Raw genomic sequence first — 20,824 nt, 5'->3', positions numbered from 1 at the left:
TGTAAGATTTTTACGATTTTTTAGGTTTAATCAAGCCACAAATATACTGTTCGTTATATGACAATTGTCAATTTTTTTAAATCAAGCCTCTGTTTTTGGCAGCCAATATTAGGGCCATATCATTTTCGTTCTCAGTGCCGAACAAGGTTTTTAAATGCCGTTTTCTATTTTCAATGGAGGAGGGGGAGAGCCTGATGAATTTCTCCAGGTCTTTGTTCTTGGTTCCTTTGGAAAGGTGGTAAAGTATCTGTTTGTCTTTTTCATCAATTTCGAGGTCGTTGGCCATTTTTTTTCTAATGGCACCAAGTGCTTTGGATGAATAATAGGGAGGGTCTAGCATAATGGTCTTCACCGCATCTTCGAGGGTCTTGGGGTCTATGTCCGTTTTTACCAAATACCCATCCGGGTCAACGGATTTTAGTATACTGTTGATCCTAAAATTATCACTGAAAGACGACATGAACACAATCTTGCTTTCAGGAACAATTTTCCGGGCCAAGATGCCCAAGTCCTCCCCTGTGTAGGGTTGTTCCTCGTTTGGTGCAAACAATTGTACATCCAAGAACAAAATATCATACTGGAACGTATTTACAGAGTCCTCAATAAGTTTTTTACCTGTTTGGTAAGATGTAGCGGTATCCACAATAATATTATGGCCTTCAAACTCTATGCCTTCGAGTATAAACTTATACCCGAGCATGGTCATTTCATGATCATCTATGGCTAATATTCTCAGTGTTTTCATGGTAGGTTTATTGCTTTATTTGGGGGATTTAAGCGTTTAATGCATTTGTTTTCTCGGGAATTTGCAATTCCACGTATTTAACAGGGATGGTTACCTTAATGGTAGTGCCTTTTCCGGATTCACTGTCAATATCCAGGACTCCTTGTATCTTTTTTGTTCTTGAAATAATGTTCCTAAGGCCAATTCCTTTCTTTTTTCTGTTGATGTCAAACCCAACGCCGTCATCTGTAATAACGAGTTTTAATTGATTGTCCATGGCTTGAAACGAAATGGACACATGTTGACATTTTGCGTGTTTAACACAGTTTTTGAGCGATTCTTGTATAATCCTGTAAGCATTGATCTTGATGTCTCCCAACAAATTGTCCCAAGGAACCTTGTCGTTATAGGTAAAGGAACACGAAATGCCAGAAGATTTTTCGATGCCCTGGATCATATCTTCCAGCGACACGATAAAATTATGAAATTTTTCATACGAAGCGTGGTTCAGCTCGTGGGAAATGGTCCGTATTTCTTCTTCCAACTCTCGTAGCTTCTCGATAAGGGCTGCACGTTGCTCAATGGAAGCTTGATCTTCGCGCTCGTTTAGGCCGCTCAATATTAAACGGATCCCGAGCATTTCACCCAAAATACCATCGTGCAGTTCTTCGGAAATACGTTTTTGCTCCAATTGTTTTCCTTCTTCCAGTTTTCCTTGTTGCGAAAGCATTAAGTTGTAGATTTCCTGGTTGCTTTCTTGCTGTTTCTGTTTAAATTTTAGCTGACTGTTGCTTACATAGAGCGAAACAATGATCATAGCGGTTGTCCCGAACAAAACGAGCAGTAGGGAAGCTCCCACCCAAATTTGTTTTTCCTTGGTAAGGATTTGGTTTTCCTCAATAATATTATCCGTTTCCATTCGGATTCGGGCAAACTTGTCCCTTTTGGTACGTTCCTCAACTTTAATGGTTTCGTTGAGTTGGTAATATTCTTCCGCGTAAGAGTTGGCATTGGCCGTGTCCAACTTGGTCAACAACCGCAATGCATCCAACGAACGGTCGTTGTTATAGGTTTCCTTGGCAACGACATAGGATTCCTTGGCTTGCGCTATGGCTTGTGCACTATCTCCTTTGGCGGCCAAGATTTCGGCATAAAAGTAGTTGAGTCGGGCCCTGTCGTATAAGTCTTTGGTTGCAGAATTAATGGCAAAAGCTTCATTTAAAAGTTCCTCGGCCAGTTCTTCATCCTTATCAACTTTAAGAATGAGATATGCCAAGCTACCCAGTGCTTTTTCGTATGTGCCGGGCAGTTCCTCTTTTAAATCTTTATCGGAAAGTAATTCTTTATAGGCCTCTTTAGCTTTTACAAAATCCCCTGCGTTCAAATAAACACTAGCAATATTATTTTGGTTTTTCCAAAGTAGGTTTCTTTTATTGGCAATATCTGATTTATCAAGATATTCCCTTGCTTTTTCGTAAGATTTGAGGGATTTATCGGAATCCCCTAAACCATTGGCCAGAACACCTAAGACATTATAAGCATTATATAGCCTGTATTCATCTTCTAATTCATCAAATATTTTAATGGCAGCGGTAGCACTGATTTCCCCTCCCAAATAATCTTTATAGGAATCTTGAACCCGTGCCATACCATATAGCATTCGACCTCTAAGCGATTGCGAGGTAGAATCCACGGGTAATTGCTCAAAGCTATTTAATGCATTTTTATAGTGATAAAAAGCACTGTCCATAACGCCGTAGGATTGTAAAAAACCTGCTAGGTCCCAATAGGAGTACCCCAATGTTTTGTCTGCACCGGCTTCTTCGGATAATTTTAAAAGTTGCGCGTTCGACTTTCTAAAACCAAGCGAGTCTTTAAGTCTCATATACACTAGGGAAATCTTGGATAGCTGTTCCAGTTGAACACTGTCCTTAGATAACTCCATGGCCTTGGATTCGGCTTCTTTTACATACGCTTTGCGATCTTCCAATGATAGTTCTTTGGCTGTTTTGGCGATAGACAACAGTTCTTGAATAGAGTCTATCTGTGGGCTGGAAGTTACTTTCTCTTTAGGTTTTTGTCTGGCGCATCCCCAAAAAAGTATTAGCATTAGTATGAAGGCTCCGTTTTTCAAGCTGATTTGGTTCAATTATAAATCCAAGGTAACAAAAAAGCCCCAAATCCGTCAAGGTTTGGGGCTGAGTTATATTTTTATTTCCAAACTAGGGTTGGCGGCCATCATTGGTACTTTGTTGAAGCCTGATTGCACTTTGTTTTGAAAAACCAATGTTTATTCGGTGCTTAAGTAATCTTTTTTGATGATTCTTCAAAAAGTCGATTTGGTTCCATTTGGTGGTGTTATCGTTGATTAGTGGTTCATCTTTTTGATAAAAGAACATCCCTAACAAAATCAGCGATAAAAAAATATTTCGAATTAAATTGGTTATGCTGCTCAAGAATATATGGTTAATTATTCATTATCTCCTCTACCATCTGTCTCCATCTCATCGTCATCCGTAGCGTTCTGGTCTACCGTTAGTTGCTCGAACAACGCTTCGGTTTCCTGTACGTCGGTTTCGGTTTCACAAGAGTAGAAACCAACTGTTAATAATGCCATGGCTAAAATGCTAAATACTTTTTTCATAATGTTAGGTTTTAGGTATGAATGTTAAGTTTGTACCGCTAAAGTATGTGGCATTTTTAGTGGCTCGGGTATTTTTGGTAAGGGGATAGTATTCTTGTGTAATCTGCTAGTATTCTTGTATGATCTGCAAGAATTTTGCTAATTAAGGGCCTTTGTGGCCGTTTTGGAGAGCATTTCCTTTAAGCTGTCTATCTTATCTTTATAGGTTTTGGAGAAAGGAAGCTCTTCCTCTCGCCCATAATTTAAACTGCAAATGGATTTTCCATAATTGATTCGCGATACATAGCGGCTATTGAGAATGTAACTCTGGTGCACGCGGATAAAGTCCTTGGGGAGTTTATCTTCAAAAGATTTTAAGGTTTTAAAGGCGCTTATCACACTGCCATCTTTCATAAAGAAATCCGTGGTGTTATTATCAGATTTTAGGTATAGAATGTTTTTGGTGTCCAAATACCGGTAATCCTTGTAAGATTTTAAGCAAATCGTGGACGGAGTTTCCTGTTTTGGGTGCAGTTTTCTTAAGCGCAGCATTGTTTTGCGTATATCGAACTCGTTGTGGGGCAGGATCCAATAATCAAAAAAACCACATTTAATGGCGTTGTAGGCATATTTTTTTGATTTGGCATATCCTATTATAATAGGAAGGCTTTGCATGTACTGGTTCAGTTCCGTAACCATTTGAAAGTAATCCATACCACCTTCCCCAAGATTGACAAGTACAAGGTCTGGATTGTATTTTAAAATGGAATTGAGCCCTGCCGATGCATTGGTTTCCACCCTGGCACAAACCAAGTCTTCATACTCTTCCAAATAAAGCTGCAACTGAAGCTTTGAGGAGGCATCCGAGTCGATTATGTTATAGGTGTATTCCATGTGCAAAATGCTGACTGCAAGTTACTAACGTAGAAAAAAAACTCATTGCAGTTTTCCCTTAAAAAAACTATGGGTTTCTCCCTAAAATGGGCTTTTTTCCTACAATTCCTTATAAAAAATCGTTAAAACACGGATAACAACACCAAATTTGAAAGTTTAGCGTGCTTGTTCCACATCATATTCAACTGCGAAAAAAGAACTGTTTTCTATAGAATCAAATCAAGGGAAATATAAAATGTAAAAAGGGGGTGTTTTGCATTTAATTGGTTGAACAAATAGGTTTAGTTTGCGTTTTGGTTATGTACTATATTACGATTTGTTGCGTGGGCATCAAAATTTTGGTTGGTGCTTTTTCAAATATTCGTTTAAAATTCGATGAAATGCACAGCTTTTTTATTAAAAATGAATAAAACAGCTTTTCAAAACTTTGATTTTGTTTGATCTTTAGGATTACGCCGGTAGGTTTTTTTAGTCTGTTGGGTAGTATGGGGATGAATCAACCTATACCATCCTTCTAATCGTATTTTTTATAAAACTCTATCAAAGCCAAATTATAGGTTTCGGATTCAGTTAGATTTGGATAAAGATGCTTGAATTTTGTATTAAGCTGATTTATAATTTCTTCTCCTTTTTCATAATTGATTATTCTCTTGATTTTATTTGTTCTTCCCGACACTCTATTTAAAATTTTATGTAGATTGATAGCAATGCCAGCTTCCGGAAAACTACCATATAACTCTATAAAATTACCGCTATCAGCCTCGTATAATTTTCTTTGATTAGATGTTATGATAGGGGTGGAGGAGTTGGGAAGGTTGAGGGATTCTGCTGTTATGGGGTTTGGGATGTTCAAAACATCCTTGGAAAGAGAACCTGTCAGTCCATATGGATTAAGGGTGACGCCATCCAATTCAATAACCTTTTGATCTAATGTAATGTTCAGTTCGATTTCCAAAACCCTATCGGTAACAATCAATTTCAACGGTTCAAGGTTTATGGCCGAGAAAATTATCGTATCGTGTTTTTTGGCAGAAATGGAAAAGTTTCCTGAGTCATCGGTAATAGTGCCTACATTCTGGGTTGCGTTCAGAATATGGATACCATGGGCTTCATTGTTAGTTATCTTACCATGTAACACTTCATTTTTTTGTGCAGCAATACAGTTGGCAAACAGGACAAAACATAGAAAAAACATTCTATTCCATCCAAAGCGATGAACACTACTTTGAATATATTTTGCAACACCACTATTGTTATACTTTTCTAAAAAATTTCTTGACATTCACAAACAACAATTTGATTAAGATGAAATAAAAAATTGTAGGTACCAAGAGAGGATAAATGTCCTTAATGAAAAACTGTTTTTCTGTACCGAATAATGAGGTCACGGTCTGAAACAAATTTTTCGGAAAATCGATAAGTCCAGTTGAATCGGTAATTAAAACAATAATAATAAAGGTAACTATCATTATATTGGCAATGGCGGCATATAGGGCTAGTAAAATGTTGTTTTTTTCCATTTTGCCACGACTTTTCAATAAACTGTTAAGGTGAAAGTTTGATTGTTTTCTTAAGTTGTGACATCCAGTTAAGTCCGAAAGAACCCAATAACCATCATATTTTAAAAATGGATTAAGATTAGCAAAAAGTGATAAAAAACAGAAAGAGGTTAACACCAAAAACCATAGGTCTTTGGTAAGTATATATACTCCAAACAATAGAACGCTCAATAGCATTTCCATGTAAATACCAGATAGATTCACTATTATTCTTTCTTTAACAGGTAATCTCCATATATCAGATACGTCAGCATACATTACAGGACTCAATAGGTAAAAACCAAAACCTATCCCGCCAGGTTTTGCTCCAAATGCCTTGCAAGAAGAGGCATGTCCAAACTCATGGAAAAAAAGGCTTGCACCTGCAAACAAAATTATTCCTAACCATTCTTTCATCGTCATGGTTTCTAAAAAATATAATGCCCTATCAAAATAATTGTATTGAACATATAGCAAAGTGAGAAATAAAAGAAAAAAAACAGTAAAAAAAGAATTCTTTGAAAAAAGCCATTTTAAATATCTTGCTATAAAAGATACTTTTTCTTCACTGAGCAAAGTTAGGCTCAATTTAAGGTATTCTGGCTTATTGATTTTAATGACCTCAACATTCCCATTAACAATAAAGCCAAACTTGCCCAAAGTATGATATAAAAGGTTATGAATTTCATCATTGGAAAAAGAACCGTAAGAGCTCATTTGCTCTCTTATGTAGTCTATATTGGACTTCCCGTCCACAAGTTCCAATAGTCTGATTACAGTTTGATTGACCCTAATGCGATGGCCATGATTAGTTTCGTGGAGCAAAAATTTATCTCCTATTTCACATATTGAGATACAAGATGATTTAAGTGGTATTTTGTCTGCTTTTTTATTCATTTTATATCGTGCTCTCCAATGCCGCCATTGAAACAGCAGTTGAAAAAAGGCAGTTGAAGTCTTCTAGTATAATGTTAGTTCCTATTGTCCCTGTTGACCAATTATTAACTTCAGTTGTATTTATAATTGAGGGACTAGGAATCCTTAGGCTTAAATTTGGACCCCAAGAACCATTCTTTTTTTGACTGTTAATCAATTGTTCTTTGAGCATAATGCACAGGTCTTTGGCCATTTTCGCTTTTTTCGGGGTTTTGGAAAGTGCATAAAGTACAAGGCCGGAAAAAAAAGAATTCTCTTTCAGGTCCGGATTTTTTTGAAATTCATCCTTAATAAGATCAACGGAGTATTCCAACAAGGGTTTGTCATTTTCAACAGAACAGGATAGAACTATAAATGAAAGGCCATAAACCGGAGAGCACCACCAATAAGATTGATAATATCCATTTGTTATACTATTCAATAAATATCCTCTTAAAGCTGATTTTCGCTCTATTTCAAGGTTCAATCGGCACATGGCATAAAATGCAACTGCACTGACACAAAAATGGGAACTGAGCCAACCTGAAACATCTGAAGCTGATTTGTCGTTAAGGGATGCATAAAGCTGCTCATCGTTATTGTAGGTTCTAAATCCACCATCTCTGTTTTGGTATCCAAGCCACTCCTCTAAAACTTCATTTTCAATTACCCCATCATGAATATACCTTGAGAGGATATAGAATGAAGTTGTGTCAGCATCTGGAATCCAATATTTATTATATCCCAATAAAGGTCTTTTCCCCGATTCGGACTTTAGTGACAAATGAGGGTCTCCATTTTCAAGGATTCTGTCATCGGGAAATGCTTCATGGTAAAAGAAACGAACAAAGTAAGACACCCAAACATCACTAACTCCCGCTCCATTTAAGTAATCCTTCCAACCATTATCATTTACAAAGCTTCTTTCAAGGTAGAGTTTTGCACTTTGTATACTGTCCTTTTGACTGGTGAATTCTTTCTTGTCGTAATCATTGATTTGTTTCTTTTTGGAGTGAAATAAGTAACCAAAAACGTTGGACCTATGTATAACAATTGTATTATGCAGTGATTGGATTTCTGATTTCCATCTGGGAACATTGTATTTTTCTATACCAACAAGAGATTTGTCGATAAACCCCAATGCTTTGTCATACAACAAATCGGCAATTCCTTTTGTGTAGATGCATTCCTTTTGTTCCTTTAATGGATATTTTATGCTATTGGGATATTCTCTAAACAAGATTGTTCTTGCCACATTGGCCTGTCCAGAAATGGTGTCCTCCTCAAAATCATAGAGATCGTCCAAAATTTGAAAGGCTCCATAAAAATAACGGTGTGAATCAAGAAGGTTTTGATAAACAATTCTATCTGTTTTTGGTGTGGACAGGATGTTGAGGGCATCCAAGCTAATCTTGCCTATAGCTGATTTTAAATCAGCCAGTTGTAAAAATTCATCGAAGGTTTTTATTTCATTATTTGGATTAAAATCAATTTGGTATGCTTTAATATATTCCAGTTTCCGTCTGGTCCATGATTGCCAAAATACTTTGTTGCCGCCCAAAATCCTTGATAGAATTGCTATAGTCTGCTCTTGACAGATATTCGCAATGATGTATTGGTCAAAAGAGCCATCACTGTTTTTATTATCAAATACACCGTCAATGGCCATCGTTGATCGGTAGTAAAGAAAACCGGCCACGGAAAGCAAGTCCAGAGTTTCATCATCCACTGCAAAAGCATCTTTGAACAGGTAAGGGTAAGAAATATAATAATCGGGGTTTTCTAGGACAAATCCCATGCTTACGATAGCATCAATAATTTTTGCAGGAAGGGCTGCGGATGAAAGACGAAGCTTTGTTTTTTGAAAAATTTTGTCCTTTAAGGCCGAATCATCCTGCAATAAGTAGGTCTGTTTTAGCATTTCTCAATTCATTTTTTCATATCATTGGATTGGGTTTTTGAGATTGAATTATTTTTTTCTAGTAATATCATTCAGAATTTTTTTTTCGGTTTCCCCAAAATATATGGTGTAGTCAGGTCTCCAAGAAACTCCTTGAGGCACTTTGTCAAGTTCATATCCAAATGATTGCTCAGGATTATAATTTGTTTTGATTTGTTTTTTATTGGTACTTATTGAAGTTATTAAGGTGGCGGCATTAATGTCTATTAAAAAATATTTGCTCTTTTGGGGAACCATAAGTTGATTGAATATTTTTATAAAACTTAGAATTTGCTTACCGCTTTCTTTCCTAAAACGGAGCATCAATTCCGATTGAACTAAATTGAAATTTGGAGCGGGAGACTTTTTATCTTTAGTTCGAGCCTCTACTATTTTCCCTAATTGCCTCAATTTAACAGGGTCTCGTTTTGCACAAAATTCAACGAATGATAGATTGCCCGCTTCCAAGAATATGGTGCCCATAAGATTATTTTCCAAATTATTGGTTATTGGTTCAAAGTTGATTTCATATATCTTGTCACCATCTTTATTTTTAATAGCAACGAGATTAAACTGAAACTCATCGATTTTGGATTTGTCAAAAAGTAGGTTTTCCTGAGCTATTATATCACCCATTTCAAACAGTCTTTGTGGGCCGCCCTCTAGGTTGATTCCAAGAGTGGAAAGGTTTTCAGTTTTTTTGCCTTCTAAAATTTTAATCTGATAGTCAATTCCCTTTTTTGAATTTTCAACACTTCCGACATAAGAGGCTTCTGCAAGAAAAACTCCATCACCTTCCTCTTTGACATATTCTCTATAAAAGCCCATAGTTTTGTATGTGCTTGTAAGATGGTTTTTTTTTGCCAGTAATACTGCTTTTTTTACACTATCTCGAGCATTGAAGCTATTTATGAAAACCTCATTTAACTCTATTGCTTGGGGACCCATAAATATGGTGTCTTTTGGATAAAACTCATTGGCCGTACCTTCAATGTTTAAGTATGTTAGATGTTTGAAGAAAACACTATCTGTTGGATTGAACATTTCCAAAGAAAACCTTCCTTGTTCATCGGATATGGTACCTATTTTACTATTGTTGAAAATTTCAACATAAGGTACTGGAGCCTTTGAAACTGAATCAACCAAAACTTGTGAAGACAATGTCCAAACTGATAATAGCAGGGGATAAATGAATATTTTTTTTGACAACATACCTACAGAATAATTGATCTTTGTTATGGCAACAATGGGGTCAATGACCCCATTGTTGAATAAAACCATCGATTAAATTGAAACTTTAAAACCGATGTATCCTCTACAATCACCACTAGTGCATGCGGCTTTTGAGGTGTTCGACCATTTTGCCATCTCAAGGCGCTGTTCAAGTTCCTCAACTTTAAATTCATCTGATTTAGACATAGATAAAAGATTTAGGTTAATAATTGCCTTCTTTTAAAATTTTGAGCATAGGTTTCCTCTCTGAGATAAATCAAACTAGGCTATATTAAATTATGTTGAGGTTGAGAATATTGAAAAATAAAAACCGACTATGAGGTTGAGGTAAGATAAAAGTCCACGATTTTTACTTTTTCAATGTCCTGAAGTTAATAATTTTTTTTAAAACAAGTAATGGATGTAGTTTATTTTGAATTATTCAAATAACACCTTTATTTCCCCAGGAACCCTTTTGGGGCGGAAAGTCTTTGCATCCAACAAGCACCACTCGGTAACCGATTTAACCAATAGCTCATCGGTATTATCGTTCTTAATTTCTACCACACGGGTAGAAATGGGCCCTTTGTTGCTTTTAATATAGGTTCTTATTTTAATGGTATTGCCCAATACGGCAGATTTGTGGTAGGTAATGCTGTGGTGCCGAACCACCCATATCATGGATTTTTGAATGTCTTTGGGAGCAACCTGCATCCAGTGCTTTTTGGAAATATCCTGAATCCACTCCACATACCTAATATTGTTTACATGGTTTAGGTCGTCCAAATCATCTGGGACTACATCAAAAACTTCGGAGTAGTTTTTCATTAGTCCTTTTTACGGATTTTCACCTCAAAAAGCTTGTCCCAGTTTTTGCCGGTAACAAAAAAGGTTTCTCTTTCTGGGTGATAAGCTACACCGTTTAGCACGGAATTTCCTTCGTCCCATTCAGGTCCCTTGCTTACTTTGTTTTTAAGGCCACCAAAATTAATGACCCCTTCTATGGCACCGGAAGTGGCATCAATGATCATCATACTTTCTTTTTGGTACACATTGGCATAGATTTTACCAGCTACATATTCCAGTTCGTTGGCGCTGTTAAATATGGATTTGTTGGTCACGATTTCAATATGGCCTTGTTCTTCCAAGGTCTCTGGATCTAGGAACCATATTTTTTCAGTACCATCGCTTTTAAATATTTTTTTGCCATCGTTACAGAGCCCCCAACCTTCACGACTTTTACCATAGGTAAAGTTTTTTATCTTTTCCAAGTTGGAGATATCGTACACATACCCCATGCCACTTTGCCAAGTAAGTTGGTACAATTTATCGTTCATTATAGTGATGCCTTCTCCAAATACGGAATCGTCCATGGGAATATTGGTAACCACCTCCCCAGTTTCAAAATTTACTTTCCTCACTGTTGAAGCGCCTCGTTTACCAGTGCTTTCATAAAGTGTTCCCTTGTAAAACTCCAGTCCTTGTGTGTAAGCCCCCGTATCGTGCGGATAACTGTTTATGATTTCGTAGGTATATACTTCTGGGGCAGCGGCAGCCAGTAATCTTAGTTTTTTTTCAACTTCTACGGCTTGTTCTTCAATATTGAATTTGGCCACCAAGGTTTTGTTTCCCAAAGTTGGTAGATCCAAGGTCAGTTTTCCGTTTTCAACGAGTAATTCTTTCCCGTCCATATAATAACGAAGATCGGAAATTTCAATGTCCTTTTTGTTCTTCAGTGTCACACCCACTTGCTGGTTTTGCTGTATATTTTTGTTTTCCAACTGAATGGAAAAATGCTTGGCAGGATCGGCATTGCCACCGCAGCCCAAAAAGAAGAGCAATACCCCGGTTATAGAAAAAAGTTTGCCCATTGTTCTTATTGCTTGTATCATAAGTTGTTAATCCTAAAACTGATAATGTCCAAAATATTTTTGACATAGGACTGTAGGACATAAGATATATGACTGAGCCTAGATAATATATTGATGTTTTGTGTGTTACAAAACATATAAGTCATACGTCTTAAGTCTTGAAGTCATAAGTCAGCGGCCTAAAAATCCCCCCTTACCCTCTTGATATACTGGTATCACTAGTAAAATACAAGGCTGGGTATAAAAAACGTTTAGGACGCTATTGATCCAAAACACCGAAATTAAGAATGAATTGGGATTGTCACAAATATAAAAGGTCGTATATTTGCAGTCGGCAAGTCCTACACGACCAGCTCCTGCAGAATCCCCCAGGGCGGGAACGCAGCAAGGGTATGTGGTCGTAGCGGTGCGATGTAGGTAGCTTGCCTTTTTTTGTACCCAAAAATCAGATGATCATGGATAAAAAAATTGTACTGATCACCGGCGGTTCTTCAGGTATTGGTAAATCCATCGGAACATATTTGACCCAAAAAGGATTTACCGTTTATGGTACTACACGCAATCCAAAAAACTATCCCGATTTTAAGGATTTTGAACTTGTTCAGTTGGATGTAAAGGATGTGGAAAGCATTCAAAAGGCAGTTTCCTATGTAATTTCCAAAGAAAACAGATTGGATGTGTTGATCAACAATGCAGGTGTTGGCATTACAGGTCCTATTGAAGAAACACCACACGAGGAAATACTTCATGTTTTTGATACTAATTTTCATGGCCCCGTACATGTGATGAAGGCCGTTTTGCCACAAATGCGCAAACAGGGTGGGGGAGCCATCATCAATATAACATCCATTGCCGGATATATGGGGTTGCCTTATCGCGGATTTTATTCCGCCACCAAAGGTGCTTTAGGACTTATTACCGAAGCGTTGCGTATGGAGACCAAGGATTTTGGCATCACTATAACCAATGTGGCGCCAGGGGATTTTGCAACAAACATTGCATCGGGCAGGTACCATTCCCCCGTAATAGAAGGTTCGGCCTACGAAGAAAGGTATTCTCAAACCTTAAAAGCCATTAATAACGATGTGGATAGTGGGGGAGACCCTATACAGGTAGCTGAGGCCGTACATAGAATCATCAACCAGGAAAAACCAAAAGTACACAACCCTGTCGGAGCATTTTTGCAAAAGTTTTCCCTTAGGTTAAAGAAGATATTACCCGACAAAGTCTACGAAAAATTACTCCTCAACCATTATAAGTTGTAATTTTACACGTATTAGTGAACAATTTATAAATACTTAGAAATGAAGTTTTTTATTGATACTGCCAACCTTGATCAAATTAAGGAAGCCCAAGAACTGGGTGTGTTGGATGGTGTAACCACCAATCCTTCCCTTATGGCGAAAGAAGGTATTACCGGAAAAGATAATATTTTAAAGCACTACGTGGACATCTGCAATATTGTTGATGGAGATGTTTCTGCCGAAGTAGTGGCCACCGATTTTGATGGAATGGTCAAAGAAGGCGAGGAACTAGCTGAACTGCACGAGCAAATTGTGGTGAAGGTTCCCATGATCAGAGATGGTGTAAAAGCATTGAAATATTTTTCGGATAAGGGTATCCGTACCAACTGTACTTTGGTGTTCTCGCCGGGTCAGGCCTTATTGGCAGCCAAAGCAGGTGCCAATTATGTTTCCCCTTTCTTGGGAAGATTGGACGATATTTCCACAGACGGTCTTAACCTAATCGCAGAAATCCGTTTAATTTATGATAACTACGGATTTGAAACCGAAATATTGGCTGCATCCATCCGCCACACCATGCACGTGATCGATTGCGCTAAATTGGGCGCCGATGTTATGACAGGTCCACTATCTTCTATTGATGGATTGTTGAAACATCCATTGACCGATATTGGTTTGGCCAAGTTTCTGGAAGATTACAAAAAAGGAAATTCCTAATAAGGAATCTAGAAAAAATTTAAAAAGAGGCCCTGAATGTAAATTCGGGGTTTTTTTATTTATAAAGAAGTGAAAAGGTTGGCAAAGCCATCAACTACTACTGTGTCTTTTGCAATAACACACTTATTGAGCCCGTCAATGATCATGGCCATTTGTAGTTCTTTGAAGTTTTCCCCGTAAAATTGCTTGTTTTTGTCCAGCTTGTACTCGTCCATAAGTTGTTTCCATTGCGAGTGACTGGTTCTTAGGTTAATGCCTACAAAGTTGTAGTGTGGGTATTTTTCCTCCAGAGTAATAATATGCTTGTTTACATTAATAAAGTGTCTCTTTTGGTCGGCGGTCCAAAAATAGAATACGGTACTCTTCCTTTTATTGGCCAAATCTTTTAGAGAGACCTCTTCGTTATTAAAATTTTTGACCATGATGTCTGGAAGTGTTGTGTTTGGCTGTAAGTTTTTGATGCCGTTGTACAACAGTTCAATTTCTTCCTTGTGCTCCTCGTTGGTGGAGAGGGATTTAAACTTATCAATAAAAATAGTGGCCTCTTTACTTGGGTTGTGTTCCCGTAGTAGGTAGTCCACGGCAACGTTCCTAAAAAGAATGTCCCTAAGCTCTGTTTGGTTCACCAAACTATCCACTAGGGCAAGTTTATGCTTGTTAAAGTGCAGACGGTCACTTACAGGTTTCTTATCCGTGGAGCAATCTTCCAAACATATCATGTAGGACATATTGCCAAAATGCCACTTCATAAAATCAAAATAGGGCCTAAAATAGGTAAGGTCCTTATTGTTGAAGTCTATTCTTTTTCGATAACCATAAAAATCATCCCCAAGTTCATGAATGGTTTCCTCACCAGTTTCCTTTTTGTGATAGAAGGGATACTTTTCTTTGTTGATATAGGTGTTGTAATCTATGGAAGCCTCTGCCATGGCCAAAACTTTGGTTGAGAGCAAATTGTCCGTTGACAACTCTTCAAGCTGTTTGATTTTTAGGGCATGCAAGGAGTCTATCTTTTTACTAAAACCTTCAGGATCTAGGCTGTAATACCTTTTTATGATCGGTTCCTCTTTTTCGGTGGCTAAGAAAATCTCTATCAAAAAGTTATTGATTTCGCTACCTGTTCCCGAGAACACCAAAGATTCATCAAACTCTACAGTGTTCAAGCGGGCCAAAAGACTGTCGCCTTGGCTCAAGTATACATACTGAAGTTCTGGGGCATGATCAAAATGATAGAGCCCATCCTCAATGTTATTCAAGTTGAAAGAAAAGTGGTTTTTATCGTCGAGCTTTACGGAATCCACATAAGAATCGTTGTGGTAAAGTACCACATAATCGCTAGTCGGATTTACAATTTCACCACCAAAAAAAACTGAGGAACCGCTTTCTGAAGAATCAGAGCACGATACAAAAGTTGACATTAAGGTGAGGCCGAGTAAAAATCTTACCATATACAGGGAACGATTCATTTGACAACCAAAAGTAAGCAACCCAAGAAGCTAAACTTGTTAAGGGGTAGTTAAATGTTGCTGAACGGTTATTTTACATCGTTTAAATATGCGTTTTAAAATTAGAATTACGAATCACATTTAGCTACTTTTGCAAAAAATAAAGATAGTTGCATGTTATCAGTATCGAATTTATCCGTACAGTTTGGCAAAAGAGTTTTGTTCGATGAAGTTAACGTAACCTTTGCCCAAGGGAATTGTTACGGCATTATTGGCGCCAATGGCGCTGGTAAATCCACGTTTCTTAAAATTTTATCTGGACAGATGGATCCCACTTCGGGCCATGTACATTTAGAGCCAGGAAAAAGAATGTCCATCTTGGAGCAAAATCACAATGCTCACGATGAATACCCTGTTTTGGAAACTGTGGTGATGGGAAACAAGCCATTGTTCGAAATAAAGAAGCAAATAGATGCCCTGTATGCTGACTATACCGATGAAAATGCAGAAAAGATTGGTGAGTTACAGGTAAAGTTCGAGGAAATGAACGGTTGGAACGCGGATAGTGATGCCGCCGCCATGCTATCCAATCTTGGAATTACGGAAGACCTGCACTATACCAATATGGGCGATTTGGATTCTAAATTAAAGGTACGGGTGCTTTTGGCCCAGGCCTTGTTTGGTAGCCCAGATGTGCTGATCATGGATGAGCCTACCAACGATTTGGATTACGATACCATCAACTGGTTAGAAAACTTTTTGGCCAATTACGACAATACGGTAATTGTGGTTTCTCACGACAGGCACTTTTTGGATGCCGTTTGTACTACTATTGCGGATATCGACTTTGGAAAAATCAATCTTTTCTCCGGAAACTATACGTTCTGGTACGAGAGTAGCCAACTGGCTGCCCGCCAAAGAGCCCAACAGAACAAAAAGGCCGAAGAAAAAGCCAAGGAACTCAATGAGTTTATTCAGCGTTTTAGTGCCAACGTAGCCAAAAGTAAGCAGGCCACGTCCCGTAAAAAAATGTTGGACAAGCTTAAGATAGAGGATATAAAACCATCGAGTAGAAGATACCCTGCCATTATTTTTGACCGCGAGCGAGAAGCTGGGGATCAAATTTTGAACGTAGAGAAGCTATCTGCTACATCAGAGGATGGAGATTTGTTGTTCAAAGATGTGAACATCAACTTGGCCAAAGGCGATAAAGTGGCCATTCTGTCTAAAGATTCGCGTGCTACAACAGCGTTCTACGATATTATTGCAGATAAAGTTAAGCCCGATAGCGGCAAGTTTCAATGGGGCGTGACCACCATTCAATCCTATTTGCCTGCGGATAACTCATCCTATTTCCAAGAAGATATTAATCTTGTGGATTGGCTTCGTCAGTGGGCCAAGACCGAAGAAGAAAGAGAAGAGGTTTACATTAGAGGTTTCTTGGGAAAAATGCTTTTCAGCGGTGAAGAGGCACTTAAAAAATGTACGGTACTTTCTGGAGGTGAAAAAGTGCGTTGTATGCTCAGCCGCATGATGATGCTTCGTGCCAATGTTCTTATGTTGGACGAGCCTACAAACCACTTGGACCTCGAAAGTATTACCGCTTTCAACAATTCATTGAAAAACTTTAAGGGCACCATTCTGCTTACTACGCATGATCACGAATTTGTGAACACGGTAGCCAATAGAATTATCGAGTTGACGCCAAATGGAGCCATTGATCGCTACTTAACGTTTGACGATTATATGTCCGATAAATCCATTAAGGAGCAGCGTGAAAAAATGTACGCCGTTACTGTTTAAGCGTTATAATATTTACTTTTCCAAATGGCTGGGTTAAAGTTTTTGCCCAGTGCAAATCCATAGAAAATTACTATGGACGCAATGCATTTGAACATAAAAAAGAAGATGATCCAAAACTCTGCCGTAGAATTTTTTTTGGAGAACAGCCCCTCTGGAACCATAAGCGTTACAAAGTAACTGATCAATAGCACCACGAGAACCAAATTCGAAATGTTTTTAAAGGGCCAAACAAACAGTTTTCTCAATGGATGAAGGTCGTTGCCCCATTTGTGGATCAAATAGTAATAATCGTTTCCGATTGGGGCAAAGAGGAGTGGGTCGTCCTTGTCTTCCAGCTTAAACAATTTGGAAGGAGCCATAACTTTGAAACCTTTTAGCGATGTATTGTGGATAGTTTCTAAGAGTTTGATTTTGGAAATAGCTTCTTGTGGAATCTTACCTTTAAAATAAGAGCTGTTCAAAAATCGCAGTCGGTAATCAATACAGATTTCTTTGATTTGATCAATATGGAAGATTTTTTCCGTTTTCAATAGGTCAAAATCAAAATCATTGGCGCGAACATTGTTTTTTGAACCCAATTGATGGGCTATTTGCTCTTCTTTTTTGGAATCTTCGCTCAAAATCTGCTGGACTTCGGCCAAAATTTGCTCGCTATCCCATTTCTTACCTCTCCTGTTTTGAAGTTTGTGCTCTATGTTTATTCCTTTCAAAATCGCGCAGTTTTTTAGTAATACACTCAAATTTAAGGAATTGAATTTTCGATTCTGACATTTGTCAGAAAAACACAATGTTAAGTTTGTGTTAAATGGATTTTAGGGGTAAAAAATGTGAGTGATATCATTAAAAAAAATGTATCTTATCGAAGTTTTTGGTAGTTAATCGTATAAGCATACTAAAAAGAACAAGCCCTAAAATTCGACCAACTTTATGAGTACCCCCGTAACAAAATTTTTGCTCGGCCTTTGCTTGGCTTTTTCTATTTATACGACTACTGCTCAAAATACTTCCAACGCATTATCATACGCCAGTAAGCTGGACAATCATAAAATTTTATTGAGTGCTGTAAACGCCACCGAATTGGGTGCTTTGCTTCAAAAATCAGGTCCATTTACCATTTTTGCACCTTCAGATGCCGCCTTTGAGAAATTTTCGAACAATAAAATAGCGGAATTGATCAAATCGGAAGATAAAAGGGCCTTAAAATCTTTGCTGTCTTACCATATTGTTGCTGGGCAACTTACGGCTTCCCGTATGTTGCGTGCCATTGGAAGAGGCAATGGAATGGCCAGTTTCACAACCGTTCAGGGGAAAAAATTAACTGCACATTTGGATGGGTATGATATTGTGCTCACCGACCCCATTGGCAATACTGCTAGAATCACAGCGGCCGATCTAAAATTAGAAAATGAAGGTGTGGTTCACGAAATTGATAGTGTTATCCTACCTGCACAAATGTAATTAGCGAAGTTCCGCCCCCAATTCCTTTTGGTATTGCGACAATAGTTTACCCATTATCTTTTCGATTTGCTTGTCTGTCAAAGTCTTTTTATCGTCCATTAGAGTAAAGCTCACCGCATAGGATTTTTTTCCTTCAGGAAGGTTTTTACCAGTATACACATCGAACAGGTTTACCTTTTTAAGCAGTTTTTTCTCGGTATTCCAGGCTATGTCGTACACTTTTTGGAAAGAAACGGAATCATCCAATAACAAAGCAAAATCCCTTGTTACCTCTGGGAACTTAGGAATTTCCTTGAAAGCTATATTTTGGGTGCTGACACATTCCAGAATGGCATCCCAATCCAAATCAGCATAAAATACCTCTTGCTTAATGTCGAATCGCTTTAGAGCTGTCTTTCCGACCAGTCCCAAAGACACCAAAACCTTGTCGTTCTTCACATAGGAAACTCCCTCGGCAAAATCCGAGTCCGTTAGTGGTTTTGTGTCAATATCCCTTATGCCCAAACGCTCAAAAACATTCTCTACAATACCTTTTAAATAGAAAAACTCTGACCTTCTTGAGGCAACGGCCCAACTACTTTGTGTGCGTTCCCCAGAAATGAAAATGGCTAAGTGCTGTTTTTCTTGGTGATTTCCACCCACTTTGTGGTAGGTTTTACCGAACTCGAACAGCTTGAGGTCTGTTTTTTGCCTGTTGTGGTTGTAGCTGACCGTTTGAAGCCCAGAATGTAGCATTGATGTTCTAAGAACAGATAAATCTGAACTCAGCGGATTCAACATCTGTACGGCGCTTTCATCTTCTGAAGCAATATCGGACGAGACCAGGCTATTGGTCATAATCTCAAAGAACCCTTTCGCGGCCAATGTATCTCCGATCACATCTTGAATCCTGTAGTTTTCAAAACGTGATGATTTGGCAATGGAGGCGTTCAGTTTTTCCTTAAAATCAATATTGTTGTAACCATAAACCCTTAAAATCTCCTCGATCACATCAACCTCTCTGGTAACATCTACCCTGTATGTTGGTATGGTAAGGCCCAGTCCAGACTCCGTAACGTTGTTGATTCGTATTTCCAATGCGGAAAGTATGGATTTTATGGTATCCTGCGGAATTTCCTGCCCAATCAGTGAGTTGATTTTATTGAAAGTTAAGAAGACCTGTCTCTCCTGTGGTTTTTTGGGGAATAAATCAGCAATTTCTGAAGTAATATACCCTCCTGCAATTTCCCTGATTAAAAGTGCAGCCCTTTTAAGGGCATACTTGGTCATTTCAATGTCAATGCCCCTTTCAAACCTAAAGGAGGCATCCGTGTTCAAGCCATGTCTTTTAGCTGTTTTTCTTATGGAAACTGGGTCAAAATAGGCACTTTCCAAAAATATAGAGGTAGTGTGCTCGGTAACTCCGGAGTGAAGCCCACCAAAAACACCAGCAATACACATAGGGCTACCTGCGTCGCAGATCATCAAATCATCTTCATGCAGTTCGCGCTCTACCTCGTCCAAGGTCGTAAACTTGGTGCCAGAGGGCAAGGTCTTTACCTCTACTTTGTTCCCTTTTATTTTGGATGCATCAAAAGCGTGCAACGGCTGACCCAATTCGTGAAGTACGTAGTTGGTAACATCCACAATATTGTTTATCGGAGCCAATCCAATCGCCTTCAATCTGTTTTTTAACCAATCTGGAGAGTCTTGAACTACAAGATTACTTATCGTAACCCCGCAATATCTTGGGGCAAGGTCACTTTCCAGAACCTCTACATCAACCTTTAACGAGCGGTTGTCAATAGAAAAATTACTGACCGAAGGGGTTACCAACTCCTTTTGAATTTCTTTTTGCTCCAAACCTGCTTTAAGGTCGCGAGCCACACCAAAATGGCTCATGGCATCGGATCTGTTGGGGGTGAGTCCTATCTCAAAAACCTCATCGTTTTCAATTTCAAAAACTTTGGAGCAAGGCGTGCCGGGCACCAGCTCTGCGTTTAGCACCATAATTCCATCATGGCTTTCTCCAAGTCCTATTTCGTCTTCGGCACAAATCATGCCTTGGCTCACCTCGCCACGAATTTTTCCTTTTTTGATTGCCCAAGCCTCACCTTCTTTGGTATAGAGAGTAGTGCCAACAGTGGCCACAGGCACTTTTTGCCCAGCTGCCACATTGGGTGCACCACAAACTATTTGTAACGGGGCTTCTTGCCCAACATCAACAGTGGTTAATTTAAGTCTGTCCGCATTTGGGTGTTTTTCACAAGTAAGCACATGTCCCACGACAATGCCCTTTAAACCACCCTTAACTGATTCAAATTGTGATATGCCCTCAACTTCCAGACCTAAATCCGTTAAAAGTTCGCCTGTTTTTTGAGCATCCCAATCAATTTGCAAAAATTGCTTCAACCAGTTGTAAGAAATCTTCATACCCCATTTTTAGAGGGGACAAATATATA

Annotated in this window: 17 protein-coding genes and 1 other RNA gene; 5 read left to right on the top strand and 13 right to left on the bottom strand. The window is 38.4% G+C overall.

Translation table 11 applies throughout. The annotated features are described in order from the left end of the window. Positions 1–76 precede the first annotated feature (76 nt). From MURRU_RS16965 to MURRU_RS16925, 10 genes are all read right to left on the bottom strand, one after another. Positions 77–745, bottom strand: coding sequence for a response regulator transcription factor (locus MURRU_RS16965; protein ID WP_014034714.1), 669 nt, complete (start codon positions 743–745; stop codon positions 77–79). A gap of 28 nt (positions 746–773) precedes the next feature. Continuing rightward, complete coding sequence (locus MURRU_RS16960) at positions 774–2,834, bottom strand: ATP-binding protein (protein ID WP_014034713.1); 2,061 nt, start codon at positions 2,832–2,834, stop codon at positions 774–776. Between the two features lie 360 nt (positions 2,835–3,194). Further along, positions 3,195–3,368: a hypothetical protein gene (locus MURRU_RS18005; protein WP_014034712.1), complete on the bottom strand. Its 174-nt coding sequence runs from the start codon at positions 3,366–3,368 to the stop codon at positions 3,195–3,197. 138 nt (positions 3,369–3,506) lie between these two features. Then, the gene (locus MURRU_RS16955) at positions 3,507–4,241 is read right to left on the bottom strand and encodes a LytR/AlgR family response regulator transcription factor (protein ID WP_014034711.1); all 735 of its coding nucleotides are present in this window, start codon (positions 4,239–4,241) and stop codon (positions 3,507–3,509) included. Between the two features lie 514 nt (positions 4,242–4,755). Next, positions 4,756–5,523 (bottom strand): carboxypeptidase-like regulatory domain-containing protein, encoded by a 768-nt coding sequence (locus tag MURRU_RS16950; protein WP_014034710.1) that lies wholly within the window; start codon positions 5,521–5,523, stop codon positions 4,756–4,758. Next, positions 5,495–6,676, bottom strand: coding sequence for a zinc metalloprotease (locus tag MURRU_RS17510; RefSeq protein WP_014034709.1), 1,182 nt, complete (start codon positions 6,674–6,676; stop codon positions 5,495–5,497). Before MURRU_RS17510 ends, MURRU_RS16950 begins: the two co-directional genes overlap by 29 nt. A gap of 1 nt (position 6,677) precedes the next feature. Continuing rightward, positions 6,678–8,615, bottom strand: a complete 1,938-nt coding sequence (locus MURRU_RS16940) for a prenyltransferase/squalene oxidase repeat-containing protein (protein WP_014034708.1) — start codon at positions 8,613–8,615, stop codon at positions 6,678–6,680. A gap of 48 nt (positions 8,616–8,663) precedes the next feature. After that, positions 8,664–9,914 (bottom strand): peptidase associated/transthyretin-like domain-containing protein, encoded by a 1,251-nt coding sequence (locus MURRU_RS16935; RefSeq protein ID WP_014034707.1) that lies wholly within the window; start codon positions 9,912–9,914, stop codon positions 8,664–8,666. A 369-nt stretch (positions 9,915–10,283) separates the two neighbouring features. Further along, positions 10,284–10,673: an acyl-CoA thioesterase gene (locus tag MURRU_RS16930; RefSeq protein ID WP_014034705.1), complete on the bottom strand. Its 390-nt coding sequence runs from the start codon at positions 10,671–10,673 to the stop codon at positions 10,284–10,286. Further along, positions 10,673–11,716 carry a glutaminyl-peptide cyclotransferase gene (locus MURRU_RS16925; RefSeq protein ID WP_014034704.1) on the bottom strand — a complete coding sequence of 348 codons (1,044 nt, stop codon included), beginning with the start codon at positions 11,714–11,716 and terminating at the stop codon, positions 10,673–10,675. Before MURRU_RS16925 ends, MURRU_RS16930 begins: the two co-directional genes overlap by 1 nt. A 332-nt stretch (positions 11,717–12,048) precedes the next feature. Here MURRU_RS16925 and ffs point away from each other — a divergent pair. From ffs to fsa, 3 genes are all read left to right on the top strand, one after another. Then, an RNA gene (gene ffs, locus MURRU_RS17525) (signal recognition particle sRNA small type) lies at positions 12,049–12,147 on the top strand. Positions 12,148–12,171: 24 nt separating this feature from the next. Further along, positions 12,172–12,981 carry an SDR family oxidoreductase gene (locus MURRU_RS16920; protein ID WP_014034703.1) on the top strand — a complete coding sequence of 270 codons (810 nt, stop codon included), beginning with the start codon at positions 12,172–12,174 and terminating at the stop codon, positions 12,979–12,981. A 39-nt stretch (positions 12,982–13,020) separates the two neighbouring features. After that, positions 13,021–13,677 (top strand): fructose-6-phosphate aldolase, encoded by a 657-nt coding sequence (fsa, locus tag MURRU_RS16915; RefSeq protein ID WP_014034702.1) that lies wholly within the window; start codon positions 13,021–13,023, stop codon positions 13,675–13,677. Between the two features lie 59 nt (positions 13,678–13,736). On the opposite strand, the gene MURRU_RS16910 is transcribed toward fsa, so the two are convergent. Continuing rightward, positions 13,737–15,125, bottom strand: a complete 1,389-nt coding sequence (locus MURRU_RS16910; RefSeq protein ID WP_245545046.1) for a TlpA family protein disulfide reductase — start codon at positions 15,123–15,125, stop codon at positions 13,737–13,739. A 171-nt stretch (positions 15,126–15,296) separates the two neighbouring features. Between MURRU_RS16910 and MURRU_RS16905 the strand changes: the two genes are divergently transcribed. Next, positions 15,297–16,925 carry an ABC-F family ATP-binding cassette domain-containing protein gene (locus MURRU_RS16905; protein ID WP_014034700.1) on the top strand — a complete coding sequence of 543 codons (1,629 nt, stop codon included), beginning with the start codon at positions 15,297–15,299 and terminating at the stop codon, positions 16,923–16,925. Here MURRU_RS16905 and MURRU_RS16900 read toward each other — a convergent pair. After that, positions 16,922–17,635, bottom strand: a complete 714-nt coding sequence (locus MURRU_RS16900; RefSeq protein ID WP_014034699.1) for a membrane protein — start codon at positions 17,633–17,635, stop codon at positions 16,922–16,924. The genes MURRU_RS16905 and MURRU_RS16900 overlap by 4 nt on opposite strands. Before the next feature lie 217 nt (positions 17,636–17,852). Here MURRU_RS16900 and MURRU_RS16895 point away from each other — a divergent pair, with 217 nt between their 5' ends. Continuing rightward, the gene (locus MURRU_RS16895) at positions 17,853–18,383 is read left to right on the top strand and encodes a fasciclin domain-containing protein (RefSeq protein WP_014034698.1); all 531 of its coding nucleotides are present in this window, start codon (positions 17,853–17,855) and stop codon (positions 18,381–18,383) included. On the opposite strand, the gene pheT is transcribed toward MURRU_RS16895, so the two are convergent. Further along, a complete protein-coding gene (pheT, locus tag MURRU_RS16890) occupies positions 18,384–20,795 on the bottom strand; it encodes a phenylalanine--tRNA ligase subunit beta (protein ID WP_014034697.1) in 2,412 nt (803 codons plus the stop codon). Positions 20,796–20,824 lie beyond the last annotated feature (29 nt).

Origin of the sequence: Allomuricauda ruestringensis DSM 13258, assembly GCF_000224085.1 — a bacterium.
Taxonomy (GTDB): domain Bacteria; phylum Bacteroidota; class Bacteroidia; order Flavobacteriales; family Flavobacteriaceae; genus Flagellimonas; species Flagellimonas ruestringensis.
This window is presented reverse-complemented; position numbering and strand designations above follow the sequence as displayed.